The following is a 14300-nucleotide window of genomic DNA, read 5'->3' as shown; positions in this document are numbered from 1 at the left end:
GGTATGCGGGGGAGGGGCGTTGCGAAGGATTTAATCTGCCATATAAACAAAACCCCCGGCCTGGGCCGGGGGTTCTGGTATCACTCGTCGAGGAAGGAGCGCAGATGCTCGCTTCGCGTCGGGTGGCGCAGCTTGCGCAGCGCCTTGGCTTCGATCTGACGGATCCGCTCACGCGTTACGTCAAACTGTTTGCCCACTTCTTCGAGTGTGTGGTCGGTGTTCATGTCGATACCGAAACGCATGCGCAATACCTTGGCTTCACGGGCAGTGAGGCCGGACAGCACTTCGCGAGTCGCTTCTTTGAGGCTCTCAACAGTGGCGACATCGATTGGCGACTGCATGGTCGAGTCTTCGATGAAGTCACCCAGATGGGAGTCTTCGTCATCACCGATCGGCGTTTCCATGGAGATCGGCTCTTTAGCGATCTTCAATACCTTGCGGATCTTGTCCTCAGGCATTTCCATGCGTTCGCCCAGCTCTTCCGGAGTCGGTTCGCGACCCATTTCCTGCAGCATCTGCCGGGAAATACGGTTGAGCTTGTTGATCGTCTCGATCATGTGCACCGGAATACGGATGGTGCGGGCCTGGTCGGCGATCGAGCGAGTGATCGCCTGACGGATCCACCAGGTGGCATAAGTCGAGAACTTGTAACCACGACGGTATTCGAACTTGTCCACCGCCTTCATCAGACCGATGTTGCCTTCCTGGATCAGATCGAGGAATTGCAGGCCGCGGTTGGTGTACTTCTTGGCGATCGAGATCACCAGACGCAAGTTGGCTTCAACCATTTCTTTCTTCGCGCGGCGGGCCTTGGCCTCACCGATCGACATGCGACGGTTGATGTCCTTGATTTCTGCGATGGTCAGACCGGTTTCGGTTTCCAGCGCGATCAGTTTCTGCTGGCAACGAATGATATCCGGCTGCACACGACCGATGGCTTCGGCGTACTTGCTCTTGCCTTTGGCCAGGGCGTCGGACCAGCTTTCGTCGACTTCGTTGCTCGGGAACTGACGCAGGAAATCGGCGCGTGGCATACGTGCATCACGTACGCACAGTTGCATGATCGCGCGCTCTTGCTGACGCAGACGATCCAGGGCACCGCGAACACGCTCGACCAGGCCTTCGAATTGCTTCGGTACCAGTTTGATCGGCATGAACAGCTCGGCCAGTGCGAGCAACTCGGCAATCGCTGCCTTGTTGTTGCGACCGTGCTTTTTCAGGGCCTTGCGGGTGATTTCCATCTGGTCAGCCACGGCGCCAAAGCGCTGGGCAGCGATAACCGGATCCGGACCGCTTTCGGCTTCTTCTTCGTCATCGGAAGATTCGGCTTCATCGTCGTCGGTGTCGTCGTCAGCTTTGGCAGCTTTCGCTTCGATCGGCGGCGGCACTTCGGCAGGCGGCGCAATGCCGTCGTCCGGGTCGATATAACCGCTCAGAACGTCGGACAGGCGACCACCTTCGGTGGTGACGCGGGTGTACTCGGAGAGAATGTGGTCAACCGTGCCAGGGAAGTGCGCGATTGCGCTCATCACTTCACGGATGCCCTCTTCGATACGTTTGGCGATTTCGATTTCGCCTTCACGAGTCAGAAGCTCGACCGTACCCATTTCACGCATGTACATGCGCACTGGGTCAGTGGTGCGACCGATATCGGTCTCCACCGCTGCCAACGCAGCGGCTGCTTCTTCCGCAGCGGCCTCGTCGGTATCGGCGTCGGCCAACATAAGGGCGTCCGCATCCGGAGCACTCTCGTGTACGGGGATCCCCATGTCGTTAATCATGCGGATGATGTCTTCCACCTGCTCAGGATCTGAAATATCCTCGGGCAGGTGGTCGTTGACCTCGGCGTAAGTCAGATACTTCTGCTCACGACCCAGTTTGATCAACTCAATAATACGAGACTGCTGTTGCGCTTTTCCGGACATAACACCCTATCCACTGAAGGTCTTGGCGGGCAAAAAACAAGCCGAGGATTATACCTGAGCTATGACCTCACGCGCCAGTTGAGGTCGGGTTTGATGCGGAAACATTGCGACTTAGTAGGTCGCGCAGTTGATTTTTCTCTTCGATGCTCAATTCGCTTTGACGCGCTTTCCTGAGCAACTGTTCCAGATTTCGCTCGCGTTGGCGGGCTGACAAGCTAGTAATGGTGTCGAAAAACTGTTGTTCAAGGTTATCTCCGTCAATCAGCCATTCCTTTTCTGCCAGTGCCTTGAGCAGGCGACCCTGTTCAGTGCCGTGCCATCGCGCGATCAACTGAAATGAGTTTAGCTTGGGATTCTTCTGTACGGCTTCGAGCAGCGCCACAAGTAACTGGGCGTTGGTCTGATTCTCGTCCGCAATGTGTCCGGCATCTTCGACGCGCTCGGCCAGTTGCGGGTGATGGAGCAACGTACGCAGGGCGGTCAGGGTTGGCGATTCGACGCCAATCGGCGTGCGCGGGCGTTGCTGATCGCGATCACCACCACGCTTGCCGTTCTTGTCCCAGGGCTTCTTGTCCCATTTTTTACCGCCAGCACCGGGTTTCTTCGGCGTCCACTCCTGCTGCGGCACATACATGTCTTGTGCCTGCGGCTGATGGTAGTCGCTGTAATCCGGCATTGCGTCGTAATCGATGCCTGGATCGTAGGCGGGCGGTGCTTCCTGCGGCGCACTTTGTGCGAGCTGACTGACGGTCTCGCTGCTCAGGCCGGTAATTTCGGTCAGGCGCTGACGCATCAGGATGCGCAGGTTCGCCCCAGGCACTTTGTCGATCAGCGGTGCGGCGAGGGTGGCCATGTGGGCCTTGCCCTCGAGCGAGCGCGGATCGGCCTCTTCGGTCAGTTGCTGGAAGAAATAATCTGCCAGCGGCTGAGCGTGCTGATTGATCCGGGCCTTGAAGGCGTCAGTGCCTTCGGCACGCACCAGGGTGTCCGGATCTTCGCCTTCGGGCAGAAACAGAAAGCGTGCGCGACGTCCATCCTGGAGGCTCGACAGCGTTGCTTCCAGTGCGCGCCACGCGGCGTTGCGGCCGGCCTGGTCGCCGTCGAAGCAGAACAGTACGTTGGGTACGACACGGAACAGGCGCTTCAGATGTTCTTCGCTGGTCGCAGTGCCCAGTGTTGCGACGGCATTCTTCAAGCCTTGCTGGGCGAGGGCGATGACATCCATATAACCTTCGACGACGATGATTTCGTCGAGGTTGCGGTTGTTCTTGCGCGCTTCATAAAGGCCGTAGAGCTCTTGGCCTTTATGGAATACCGGGGTTTCCGGTGAGTTCAGGTATTTCGGCTTGTCGTCGCCGAGCACGCGACCGCCGAAAGCGATGATCCGCCCACGGGTATCGCGGATCGGGAACATCACGCGATCGCGGAAGCGGTCATAGCGTTTGCCGGTTTCGGCGTTCTCGATCAGCAGGCCGGCGTCGATCATGGCTTTCTGCTGGAGTGTGTCACTGCTCAAGTGTTTGAACAGGTTGTCCCAGCCCGGCGGCGCGAAACCGAGGCCGAAGTCGCGGGCGATTTCGCCGGTCAGGCCGCGGCCCTTGAGGTAATCCACGGCAGCCTTGCGGGCGGGATGGCTCTTGAGCGCCTGCTTGTAAAAGTCGGCGGCGGCGGTGAGCAACGGGTATAGCGGCGAATCGGTCGGTTGCCGTGGCTTGCGCTCGCGGCCGCTTTCTTCGCGAGGGATTTCCATGCCGGCGGCTTTGGCCAGGTCTTCGACAGCCTGAGGAAAATCCAGGTTGTCGTGATCCATGAGAAAGCCGAGGGCATTGCCGCCGGCGCCGCAGCCGAAGCAGTAATAGAACTGCTTGTCGGGGCTGACGCTGAACGACGGGGTTTTCTCTTTGTGAAACGGGCAACAGGCGGTGTAGTTCTTGCCGGCCTTCTTCAATTGCACGCGCGAGCTGACCACGTCGACGATGTCGGTGCGGTTCAGCAGGTCGTCAATGAAGCTCTGGGGAATCAGCCCGGCCATGGCGTTCTCGTCGTCTGCGCTGTAAATAGTCCGATACGAAGGGCGGTCGGACGCGGGTCGTTACTGTAGGCACGCAAAATATGCGGCTCGACCGGTGTCGTCTGCGTAATCGCTGTCGGGAAGTGTATCTGCCGAAAATCCACTGACGTTAGTACTCATCAGTCTTCGACTATTTGAAAGTGTTGCGCTGAATCCGCTGACGGCTGGTTGAGGGCCTCGGATAGCTCAATAAAGCGGGCACGCATGCAGGTGCCTTGGGCTGATCGTCGTGAGAGGAATCAGTGGGTGTGCTCGTCAGTAGCCTTGAAAGGCTCGTCAGAAAAGACGTGCACCGCTGGCAAAAGAGCCAGGTCTGACGTGTGAAGCAGATTCGTCTAGGTCGCGTGTGCGGCTTCGACGTTGAAGCATCAAGCGTTTTACGCAAATGCCATTAGCCCGGCTGAGAGCCGGGCTTAGGCAAAGAAGCTTGCAACGAACGTCTGTGTATTAGTACAGACGAACGGCGCGGCGCTGTTCGCGCTGAACTTTCTTGGCGTGACGCTTAACAGCGGCTGCTGCTTTGCGCTTACGCTCAGAAGTTGGCTTCTCGTAAAATTCGCGGCTACGAACTTCAGCCAGTACACCGGCTTTTTCGCAGGAGCGCTTGAAACGACGCAGAGCTACGTCGAAGGGTTCGTTCTCTTTAACTTTGACGGCTGGCATCCAGAGCTACCTTCATTCATTACCGGGGTCAACATCCTCGCGGCAAAAGAGCACTTGAAGACGTCGGTTTTTAAGGGTTGCGGATGTTAACCCCTCATCGCTCGGAATGCAAAGCCTCTGATCGAAAACCGCTGGTCGGGGCATCACGCGGCGACTATTATGCGCGCCTTCGAATTCAGCCTAAACAAGGCGCAAACCCATGCTAGTACTGGGATTAGAAACCTCCTGCGACGAAACCGGCGTCGCATTATACGACAGCGAACGTGGCCTGCTGGCCGACGCACTGTTCAGCCAGATCGACCTGCACCGTGCCTATGGCGGTGTGGTGCCGGAGCTCGCCTCGCGTGACCACGTAAAACGCATGCTGCCCTTGATCCGTCAGGTGTTGGCCGAGGCGGACTGCGTGCCGACCGAGATCGATGCAATCGCCTATACCGCGGGTCCTGGGCTGGTTGGCGCGCTGCTGGTCGGTGCTTCCTGTGCTCAGGCACTGGCCTTTGCCTGGGGTATTCCTGCGCTCGGTGTGCACCACATGGAAGGCCACTTGCTGGCGCCGATGCTTGAGCCAAAACCGCCGGAATTTCCGTTCGTCGCTTTGTTGGTTTCCGGCGGTCATACGCAGCTGGTTCAGGTCGATGGCATTGGCCAGTACAGTCTGCTCGGCGAGACCCTCGACGATGCTGCCGGTGAAGCGTTCGACAAAACCGCGAAGATGATGGGCCTCAATTATCCGGGTGGCCCGGAAATCGCCAAACTGGCCGAGAAGGGCGTCGCAGGACGTTTCACCTTTCCGCGTCCGATGTGCGATCGCCCGGGTCTGCAATTCAGCTTCAGTGGTCTGAAAACCTCTGCTCTCAACGCCTGGCAGCAGTGCGTCAGCGCCGGGGACGACAACGAGCAAGCCCGTTGCGACATCGCGCTGGCGTTCCAACAGGCCGTGGTGGAGACTTTGACCATCAAGTGCAAACGGGCCCTGAAGCAGGCCGGCATGAAGCGTCTGGTGATCGCTGGTGGCGTCAGCGCCAACAAAGCCTTGCGCGTTTCGTTGGAAAAGATGCTCGGCGACATGAAAGGTGATGTGTTCTACGCCCGTCCCGAGTTCTGCACCGACAATGGCGCGATGATCGCGTTTGCCGGTTGCCAGCGCTTGCAGGCCGGTCAGCAGGAAAGTCTGGCAATCAGCGTGCAGGCGCGCTGGCCGATGGAGCAGTTGTCGGCGCTGTGATGAGTGGCGCTCATGGACGGTATTCAGAAATGCCGTTCGCGCCCGGCAAACAGGTCGCGTAGATTGCCGCGGTGGCGCCAAACGATCAGCAGTGTCAGCGCGCTCATCGGCAACAGCGCCTCCGGTTCCTGCCAGGCCAGCAGCGGCAGGGTCAAGGGGGTGGCGATCAGTGCTGCGAGCGAGCTGGTGCGGGTCAGGTAAAACGTCAGCAACCAGGCGCATACTGCCAGCAGCGCGGCGGGCGGATACAGGCCCAGCAGCATGCCGGCAGCGGTGGCGACACCCTTGCCGCCACGAAAGCGAAAGTACAGCGGGAACAGGTGACCGATCACGGCGCACACGCCGATCCACGCCTGATCCTGTAGCGAAAGGCCCACTGCCGAGGCAATCAGCACCGGCACCAGGCCTTTGCACAGATCACCGAGCAGGGTCAGGATCGCCAGTTTGCGACCGGCCAGGCGCAGCATGTTGGTGGCGCCGGCATTGCCCGAGCCACTCATTCGCGGATCCGGGTTTCCGGTCAGGCGGCTGAGCAAAATGGCGAAGGACAGCGAGCCGAGCAGGTAGGCGAGAGTCGCCAGTAACCAAAACATGCTAACTATTCCGGGCGAGGACGCCCTGATTCTAACGGCGCATTGCGCCCTTGTCGTGCAGTGGAGAGAAGTGCTTGGACAGAGTGTTTATCGAGGGCCTGGAAGTCGACACCGTGATCGGTGCCTACGACTGGGAGCGCGGCATCCGACAGTGCCTGCGACTTGATCTGAGCTTCGCCTGGGACAATCGCCCGGCCGCCGCCGGTGACGACCTGACCCTGGCGCTTGACTATGCGAGCGTATCCACGCGAATCCAGGCCTTTGCCGAGCAGGCGCAGTTTCAATTGGTCGAGACCTTTGCCGAGCGTCTGGTCGCAGTGTTGATGAGCGAATTCAACATCACTTGGGTGCGCTTGAAGCTGACCAAGCCAGGTGCGGTGCCCGCGGCCAAGGGCGGCGTGGGTGTGGAGATCGAGCGCGGATGTCGCTGACTCAGATCTACCTTGGGCTCGGTAGCAATATCGAGCGCGAAACTCATCTGTGCGCTGGTCTCGACGCTTTGGCGACGTTTCTGGTGGATATCCGCTGTTCGGCGGTGTTCGAAAGCCAGCCGGTCGGGATCAAAAGCGGGCCTTTCTTCAACTTTGTGGTGTCGGCGTATACCGACCTGCCGCTGATGGAGCTGGATCGTCGCTTGAAATTCATTGAGGCGGACAACGGTCGCTACGCACCGGATCGCAAGGGGCTGCCGCTGGATATCGATGTGCTGCTGTATGGCGAACTGGCGGGAAATTTCGACGGACTGGTTCTGCCGCGCGCGGAGATTCTGAAAAATGCCTTTGTGCTGTGGCCGCTGTCGCTGATTGCGCCGGATCGCGTGCATCCGGGTGTGGGAAAAAGCTTCGCGACGTTGTGGGCTGAGACGCAGATTGATCAGGTGCTGGCGCCGGTGGCGTTCGAGTGGCGGGGTAAGCAGTTAACCCCGCCGAATCTTTAAAGCAAAAGATCGCAGCCTGCGGCAGCTCCTGCAGAGAAACGCATATTCCCGCGTAGGAGCTGCCGCAGGCTGCGATCTTCTGATCTTGCTTCAGGCGTTCTCTTTGTAAGCCTTCAACGCCTTCAGTCGCTCACGCTTCAGCGCCTCACCCAGCTCCGGCCCCTTGAATCCCTTCTCCAGCAACGGCTGCACCGCGACTTCCCGAGCAACCTTGGCAGCGCCGCGCAAATAATCCGCCTGTGGATAACTTCTCTGTTCCATCCCTTTGCGTCCCCGCGCATCCATCTCGCACGCAGCAATAAATTCTTCGAAGCGCTGCGGTCGGCGATACACGTCAAAACTCTGCAGCAGCTCCAGCAATGTCGAAGCCTTTAACTCCAGTGCCCGGTGTCCATGAGTGTGGTACTTGCCGACCAGTAGCGCTAACTCCTGACAATCCTTCGGCGCCTTGAAGCGTTCGTTGACAGCTTTGATCAGCTTGAGTCCGGTGTGCTCATGGGCGATGTGCCGTGGCCACTCTTCTTCCGGCGTCAGGCCTTTGCCGAGGTCATGCAGCAGACAAGCCCAGCGCACGGTCAGCGGTTGTTTGTGCAGCGCCGACTGCTCCAGCACGCTGAGTGTGTGCAGGCCGGTATCGATTTCCGGGTGATGCGCTTCCGGTTGTGGCACACCAAAAAGCGCGTCGACTTCCGGCATCAGTACCTTTAACGCGCCGCAGTCGCGTAGCACCTCAATAAATACCTGCGGCCGATCTTCCAGCAGTGCACGGGAGATTTCTTTCCAGCTGCGTTCGGCGGTCAACGCCTCCAGTTCACCGGACTCGCTGAGCTGGCGCATCAGTTCCAGGGTTTCCGGCGCGACCGTGAAGCCGAGCCCGGCGTAACGCGCGGCAAAGCGGGCAACACGCAGAACGCGGAGAGGATCTTCGGCGAACGCCGGAGAAACGTGGCGCAGGATTCGAGCTTCAAGATCGCGCTGGCCATGGTACGGATCGGTCAGGTTCAGCTGATCGTCCTCGGCCATGGCGTTGATGGTCAGGTCGCGACGAATCAGGTCTTCTTCAAGCGTGACTTCGGGGCTGGCGTGAAAGGTGAAGCCGCCATAACCGCGACCGCTTTTACGCTCGGTGCGGGCGAGGGCGTATTCCTCGCCGCTTTTTGGGTGAAGAAATACCGGGAAATCCGAGCCGACCGGGCGATAACCCTTGGCGAGCATTTCTTCTGTTGTGGCGCCGACCACCACCCAATCGATGTCCGTAACCGGTTTGCCCAGCAAGCGATCACGTACGGCACCGCCAACCTTGAAAATCTGCATAAAAAACCTCCGTTAGCCCGACAGGATAACTCTTGTGTCGGACTTTCGGAGGCCAGAACCGTTTCAAAGATGAATGACGGCGAGGTCGAGCCGGCCGTAATCCCCTTCGCTGTGTTCACTGCGTGGCGGAACGTGATGGGTTTTCATGATCTGGTCGCCTTGCAGGGTTTCCAGATGGATATCGAAGCCCCACAAGCGATGCAGATGTTTAAGCACCTCGTCAGTGGAGTCTCCCAGCGGTTTGCGATCGTGCTGTTGGTGACGCAAGGTCAGTGAACGGTCCCCGCGCCGATCAATGCTGTAGATCTGCACGTTCGGTTCACGATTGCCGAGGTTGTACTGCGCGGCCAGGGTTTCGCGAATGATCCGGTAGCCGGGTTCGTCATGAATCGCAGGCACCAGCAAGTCGTCCTTCTGATCGTCATCCATGATGCTGAACAGTTTCAGGTCACGGATCACCTTCGGCGACAGATACTGCAGGATGAAACTCTCATCCTTGAAGCTGCTCATGGCGAATTTGATGGTCGACAGCCAGTCGCTCCCGGCAATTTCCGGGAACCAGTGACGATCTTCTTCGGTAGGTTCTTCACACATGCGCCGAATGTCGCGGTACATGGCGAAGCCTAGTGCATAAGGGTTGATGCCGCTGTAGTAAGGGCTGTCGAAACCCGGCTGGAACACCACGCTGGTGTGCGACGTCAGGAACTCCATCATGAAACCGTCGGTGACCAGACCTTCGTCGTACAGGTCATTCATCAGCGTGTAGTGCCAGAACGTCGCCCAGCCTTCGTTCATCACCTGGGTCTGGCGCTGTGGATAAAAATATTGGGCGATCTTGCGCACGATCCGCACGATCTCGCGCTGCCATGGCTCAAGCAACGGCGCGTGTTTCTCGATGAAGTACAGGATGTTTTCCTGCGGCTCGGCCGGGAAGCGTGCGTTGTCCCTGTCGCTGTACTTGTCCGCGCCTTTGGGGATGGTGCGCCACAGATCGTTGATCTGCTTCTGCAGGTGCTCTTCGCGATCCTTCTGCCGCCGCCTTTCCTCTTCGGCGGAAATCGGATACGGCCGCTTGTAGCGGTCGACGCCGTAGTTCATCAGGGCATGGCAGGAGTCGAGCAAGTCTTCCACGGCATCGATGCCGTGGCGCTCCTCGCACTGCATGATGTACTGCTTGGCAAACACCAGGTAATCGATGATCGAGCTGGCATCGGTCCAGGTGCGGAACAGGTAGTTGCCCTTGAAGAAGCTGTTGTGGCCGTAGCACGCGTGCGCCACCACCAGCGCCTGCATGCAGATGGTGTTTTCTTCCATCAGGTAAGCAATGCACGGATCGGAGTTGATCACGATTTCGTAGGCCAGGCCCATCTGCCCACGGCTGTAGGATTTTTCGGTGCTGAGGAAGTGTTTGCCGTAGGACCAATGGTGGTAACCCAGCGGCATGCCGACCGAGGCATAGGCGTCCATCATCTGCTCGGCGGTTATCACTTCGATCTGGTTGGGATAGGTATCCAGGGCATAGCGGGCCGCGATCCGGGCGATTTCGCGGTCGTAGGTCTGGATCAGCTCGAACGTCCATTCGGAGCCGGTGGAAATGGGTTGGCGCTTCTGCTCTTTGGCGGTCATGTCACTAACCTGCGCTGGAAGAGTTCACGGAAGACCGGATAGATATCCCCGGCCGAGACCAGTTGCTGCTGGGCAAAAGTGTCAGAGAAGGCTTCGGCGATGCGTTCATACTCGTACCACAGGGCCTGATGTTCGCGCGGGGTGATCTCCACGTAAGTGTAGTACTGCACAAACGGCATGATCTGGTTGATCAGAATGTCACGGCAGATCGGCGAGTCATCGTTCCAGTTGTCGCCGTCGGAAGCCTGCGCCGCGTAGATGTTCCACTCGTTGCTCGGGTAACGCTCGGCCATGATCTCCTGCATCAGTTTCAGGGCGCTGGAAACAATGGTGCCGCCGGTTTCCCGCGAATAGAAAAACTCTTCTTCGTCGACTTCCCGGGCACTGGTGTGGTGGCGGATGAACACCACGTCGATCTTGTCGTAGTTCCGTTTCAGGAACAGGTACAACAGGATGAAAAAGCGTTTGGCGATGTCCTTGGTCGCCTGGGTCATGGAGCCGGAAACATCCATCAGGCAGAACATGACGGCTTTCGAGCTCGGGTTCGGCTGTTTGATCAGCAAGTTGTATTTCAGGTCGAACGTATCGAGGAACGGCACGCGGTGGATGCGCGCACTGAGTTTTTCGATTTCCGCTTCGAGTTCCTGAATATCGCCGAAGTTGTCTGGCTCTTCGCGTCTCAGTCGCTCAAGTTCCTCTTTGACTTCGCGCAGTTTCGCGCGGCTGCTGCCGGACAGGGCGATACGCCGTGCGTGCGCCGAGCGCAGGGTGCGGATGATGTTGATCCGTGACGGGTTGCCTTCGTTGCTGATCCCTGCGCGTACGGTTTTGAAGGTGTCGGTGCCGCTCAGGTTACGCTTGACCAGGTTCGGCAGTTCGAGGTCTTCGAACATGAATTCGAGGAACTCTTCCTGAGTGATCTGGAAGACGAACTCGTCCATGCCTTCGCCGGAGTTGCCAGCCTTGCCCGGACCGCGTCCGCCGCCACCTCCAGGTGGCCGTGCGATATGTTCGCCGGCAGTAAATTCCTTGTTGCCGGGATGAACCACGGTCTGCTTGCCGCCGCGGCCGTGGTGAAGCACCGGTTCGTCGATGTCGCGACCGGGAATACTGATCTGTTCGCCGTGCTCCATATCGGTAATGGAGCGCCGGCTGACCGCCTCTTCGACAGCCTTCTTGATGTGGTCACGGTAGCGCCGCAGGAAACGCTGGCGGTTTACCGTGCTCTTGTTCTTGCCATTGAGACGTCGGTCGATCACATAACTCATAGGAAGCCCTCCGGGCAGCTTCAAGTTGTGAGCTTCAAGCTGCAAGTAAAAGCAGGTTCCCGGGCATCTCTGGGTTACGCGCTTTGTTCTTGCAGCTTGTAGCTAGAAGCTTGCAGCTGCTTCACTGCGACTTCCGTACCCGTAGGTACCATTCGGAAAGAAGCCGTACCTGTTTGTCGGTGTAGCCGCGTTCGACCATTCGAGTCACGAAGTCGTTGTGCTTTTGCTGATCCTCCTTGCTGGCCTTGGCGTTGAAGCTGATGACGGGCAGCAGGTCTTCGGTGTTGGAGAACATTTTCTTCTCGATGACCACCCGCAGTTTTTCGTAGCTGAGCCAGGTCGGGTTCTTGCCGTTGTTGTTGGCGCGGGCGCGCAATACGAAGTTGACGATCTCGTTGCGGAAATCCTTCGGATTGCTGATGCCGGCCGGCTTCTCGATTTTCTCCAGTTCTTCGTTCAGCGCGACACGGTTAAGGATCTCGCCGGTTTCCGGATCGCGGTATTCCTGATCCTGAATCCAGAAGTCCGCGTACAGCACGTAGCGGTCGAAGATGTTCTGGCCGTACTCGCTGTAAGACTCGAGGTAGGCGGTCTGGATCTCCTTGCCGATGAATTCGATATAACGCGGTGCCAGGTATTCCTTGAGATAGCGCAGATAGCGCTCGCGGGTTTCGGCCTGGAACTGTTCCTGTTCGATCTGCTGTTCCAGCACATAGAGCAAGTGCACCGGGTTGGCGGCGATTTCGTGCGGATCGAAGTTGAACACCTTGGACAGGATCTTGAAGGCGAAGCGGGTCGACAGACCATTCATGCCTTCATCGACACCTGCCGAGTCGCGGTATTCCTGAATCGACTTGGCCTTCGGATCGGTGTCCTTGAGGTTTTCGCCGTCGTAGACGCGCATCTTCGAATAGATGTTGGAGTTTTCCGGCTCCTTGAGGCGCGAAAGCACGGTGAACTGGGCGAGCATCTTCAAGGTGTCTGGCGCGCAATGCGCTTTGGCCAGGGAGCTGTTGAACAGCAGTTTGTCGTAGATCTTCACCTCGTCACTGACGCGTAGGCAGTACGGCACTTTGACGATGTAGATCCGGTCGATGAACGCTTCGTTGTTCTTGTTGTTGCGGAAGGTGTGCCATTCCGATTCGTTGGAGTGAGCGAGCAGGATCCCGGTGAACGGAATCGCGCCGAGGCCTTCGGTACTGTTGTAGTTGCCTTCCTGAGTCGCGGTCAGCAATGGGTGCAGCACCTTGATCGGTGCCTTGAACATTTCGACGAATTCCATCAGGCCCTGGTTGGCCCGGCACAGCGCACCGGAGTAGCTGTAGGCGTCGGCGTCGTTCTGTGGGTATTCCTCGAGTTTGCGGATGTCGACCTTACCAACCAGTGCGGAAATGTCCTGGTTGTTCTCGTCGCCCGGTTCGGTCTTGGCCACGGCGATCTGATTAAGGATCGACGGGTACAGTTTGACCACGCGGAACTGGCTGATGTCGCCGCCAAATTCGGCCAGGCGTTTGGTCGCCCATGGCGACATGATGGTGTTCAGATATCGCCGTGGGATACCGAAGTCTTCTTCGAGGATCGCGCCATCTTCGGTGGCGTTGAACAGACCCAGCGGCGATTCGAATACGGGCGAGCCCTTGATTGCGTAGAAGGGCACTTTTTCGATCAACTGTTTCAGCTTCTCGGCCAGCGACGATTTACCGCCGCCGACGGGGCCGAGCAGATAGAGAATCTGTTTCTTCTCTTCCAGGCCTTGGGCGGCGTGGCGGAAATACGAGACGATCTGGTCGATGCATTCTTCCATCCCGTGGAAGTCTTCAAAGGCCGGATAGCGACGGATCACCTTGTTGGAGAAGATGCGTGACAGCCTCGAGTTGGTCGAGGTGTCGAGCAGTTCCGGCTCACCGATGGCCAGCAATAGACGCTCGGCGGCGGAAACGTAGGCGCTACGGTCTTTTTTGCACAGCTCCAGGTACTCTTGCAGCGAGAGTTCTTCCTGGCGTGTGGACTCGAAGCGTTGTTGGAAGTGGCTAAAGATACTCATGACGTCACCTCGCTCGATACGTGGAGCCGACGCCGGATCACTCAGTCGATGCTGGCAAACAACCGTTTTGGCAGCTGTTTGTTTACCCCCCAGAACACTTTCACGATCGACAATCGTGAAAGTCACTCCCGATGACCCGTGCGCCGGTGTACCGGCTCTCCCCTGTTTTGGATGGCCTGGGCTTAAGGATAGTTGGGAATTCGGGAGGTAAAGGCGAGATACGTAATTAGTTGTGGCAAGACCGTTCGTCTGCCCGCGCGGGCCCACGGGAGCCGGGGCCTGCGCGTGACAAAAAAATTATTCGGTGGTGCCTTGCGCGGTTTCTGCAGGATAAGTCGTACGCCACAGCTCAAAGCCGCCATCCATGCTGTAGACGTCAGAAAAGCCTTGGCTGATCAGGTACGCCGCAGCGCCCTGGCTGGAATTACCGTGATAGCAGACGACCACAGTCGGCGCATCCAGGTCGGCGCCCTGGATGAAGGCGTGCAGCGAATGGTTGTCCAGATGCTTCGAGCCGCTGATGTGCAGCGCGGCAAAAGTCGCTGGGTCGCGCACGTCTACAACGACAGCACCTTGTTCACGCAGGGCCTGGGCCTGTTCCGGGGGGATTCGTTTGAATTCGCTCATGGCGGGT

At 58.3% G+C, this 14300-nt stretch carries 12 protein-coding genes; 3 read left to right on the top strand and 9 right to left on the bottom strand.

What is annotated here, in order from left to right; translation table 11 throughout:
- Window positions 1-80 precede the first annotated feature (80 nt).
- From rpoD to rpsU, 3 genes are all read right to left on the bottom strand, one after another.
- Window positions 81-1925, bottom strand: a complete 1845-nt coding sequence (gene rpoD, locus PspS49_RS26895; RefSeq protein WP_127930005.1) for an RNA polymerase sigma factor RpoD — start codon at window positions 1923-1925, stop codon at window positions 81-83.
- 67 nt (window positions 1926-1992) lie between these two features.
- Window positions 1993-3957, bottom strand: a complete 1965-nt coding sequence (gene dnaG, locus PspS49_RS26890) for a DNA primase (RefSeq protein ID WP_127930004.1) — start codon at window positions 3955-3957, stop codon at window positions 1993-1995.
- A gap of 486 nt (window positions 3958-4443) precedes the next feature.
- On the bottom strand, window positions 4444-4659 hold the full coding sequence (gene rpsU, locus PspS49_RS26885; protein WP_002551877.1) for a 30S ribosomal protein S21: 216 nt from the start codon (window positions 4657-4659) through the stop codon (window positions 4444-4446).
- 199 nt (window positions 4660-4858) lie between these two features.
- Here rpsU and tsaD point away from each other — a divergent pair, with 199 nt between their 5' ends.
- A complete protein-coding gene (tsaD, locus tag PspS49_RS26880) occupies window positions 4859-5884 on the top strand; it encodes a tRNA (adenosine(37)-N6)-threonylcarbamoyltransferase complex transferase subunit TsaD (RefSeq protein WP_034155077.1) in 1026 nt (341 codons plus the stop codon).
- 23 nt (window positions 5885-5907) lie between these two features.
- On the opposite strand, the gene plsY is transcribed toward tsaD, so the two are convergent.
- Window positions 5908-6477 carry a glycerol-3-phosphate 1-O-acyltransferase PlsY gene (gene plsY, locus PspS49_RS26875; protein WP_064390790.1) on the bottom strand — a complete coding sequence of 190 codons (570 nt, stop codon included), beginning with the start codon at window positions 6475-6477 and terminating at the stop codon, window positions 5908-5910.
- A gap of 74 nt (window positions 6478-6551) precedes the next feature.
- Between plsY and folB the strand changes: the two genes are divergently transcribed.
- Together folB and folK are read left to right on the top strand one after the other, a co-directional pair.
- Entirely contained in the window at window positions 6552-6908 is a 357-nt protein-coding gene (gene folB, locus PspS49_RS26870; protein WP_160042078.1) for a dihydroneopterin aldolase, read from the top strand.
- Window positions 6899-7414, top strand: a complete 516-nt coding sequence (gene folK / locus PspS49_RS26865) for a 2-amino-4-hydroxy-6-hydroxymethyldihydropteridine diphosphokinase (RefSeq protein WP_160042076.1) — start codon at window positions 6899-6901, stop codon at window positions 7412-7414. Before folB ends, folK begins: the two co-directional genes overlap by 10 nt.
- Before the next feature lie 90 nt (window positions 7415-7504).
- Here folK and PspS49_RS26860 read toward each other — a convergent pair whose 3' ends face one another.
- From PspS49_RS26860 to glpE, 5 genes are all read right to left on the bottom strand, one after another.
- Entirely contained in the window at window positions 7505-8728 is a 1224-nt protein-coding gene (locus PspS49_RS26860) for a multifunctional CCA addition/repair protein (protein WP_160042074.1), read from the bottom strand.
- A gap of 63 nt (window positions 8729-8791) precedes the next feature.
- Window positions 8792-10354, bottom strand: a complete 1563-nt coding sequence (locus PspS49_RS26855) for a SpoVR family protein (protein ID WP_127930000.1) — start codon at window positions 10352-10354, stop codon at window positions 8792-8794.
- Window positions 10351-11622 (bottom strand): YeaH/YhbH family protein, encoded by a 1272-nt coding sequence (locus PspS49_RS26850; protein WP_007910114.1) that lies wholly within the window; start codon window positions 11620-11622, stop codon window positions 10351-10353. Before PspS49_RS26850 ends, PspS49_RS26855 begins: the two co-directional genes overlap by 4 nt.
- A 121-nt stretch (window positions 11623-11743) precedes the next feature.
- Entirely contained in the window at window positions 11744-13666 is a 1923-nt protein-coding gene (locus PspS49_RS26845) for a PrkA family serine protein kinase (protein WP_007910115.1), read from the bottom strand.
- A 297-nt stretch (window positions 13667-13963) separates the two neighbouring features.
- On the bottom strand, window positions 13964-14293 hold the full coding sequence (gene glpE, locus PspS49_RS26840) for a thiosulfate sulfurtransferase GlpE (RefSeq protein ID WP_150749669.1): 330 nt from the start codon (window positions 14291-14293) through the stop codon (window positions 13964-13966).
- Window positions 14294-14300 lie beyond the last annotated feature (7 nt).

The sequence above is a fragment of the Pseudomonas sp. S49 genome (assembly GCF_009866785.1).
In the GTDB taxonomy this organism is placed as follows: Bacteria; Pseudomonadota; Gammaproteobacteria; order Pseudomonadales; family Pseudomonadaceae; genus Aquipseudomonas.
Note: the sequence above shows the minus strand (reverse complement) of the source record. Positions and strands in the feature narration are given on the sequence as shown.

What these genes read in the sequence shown, in the direction of transcription:
- rpoD (WP_127930005.1), bottom strand. Translation starts at nt 1,925, where the DNA reads ATGTCCGGAAAAGCGCAACAGCAGTCTCGTATTATTGAGTTGATCAAA.
- dnaG (WP_127930004.1), bottom strand. Translation starts at nt 3,957, where the DNA reads ATGGCCGGGCTGATTCCCCAGAGCTTCATTGACGACCTGCTGAACCGC.
- rpsU (WP_002551877.1), bottom strand. Translation starts at nt 4,659, where the DNA reads ATGCCAGCCGTCAAAGTTAAAGAGAACGAACCCTTCGACGTAGCTCTG.
- tsaD (WP_034155077.1), top strand. Translation starts at nt 4,859, where the DNA reads ATGCTAGTACTGGGATTAGAAACCTCCTGCGACGAAACCGGCGTCGCA.
- plsY (WP_064390790.1), bottom strand. Translation starts at nt 6,477, where the DNA reads ATGTTTTGGTTACTGGCGACTCTCGCCTACCTGCTCGGCTCGCTGTCC.
- folK (WP_160042076.1), top strand. Translation starts at nt 6,899, where the DNA reads ATGTCGCTGACTCAGATCTACCTTGGGCTCGGTAGCAATATCGAGCGC.
- PspS49_RS26860 (WP_160042074.1), bottom strand. Translation starts at nt 8,728, where the DNA reads ATGCAGATTTTCAAGGTTGGCGGTGCCGTACGTGATCGCTTGCTGGGC.
- PspS49_RS26855 (WP_127930000.1), bottom strand. Translation starts at nt 10,354, where the DNA reads ATGACCGCCAAAGAGCAGAAGCGCCAACCCATTTCCACCGGCTCCGAA.
- PspS49_RS26850 (WP_007910114.1), bottom strand. Translation starts at nt 11,622, where the DNA reads ATGAGTTATGTGATCGACCGACGTCTCAATGGCAAGAACAAGAGCACG.
- PspS49_RS26845 (WP_007910115.1), bottom strand. Translation starts at nt 13,666, where the DNA reads ATGAGTATCTTTAGCCACTTCCAACAACGCTTCGAGTCCACACGCCAG.
- glpE (WP_150749669.1), bottom strand. Translation starts at nt 14,293, where the DNA reads ATGAGCGAATTCAAACGAATCCCCCCGGAACAGGCCCAGGCCCTGCGT.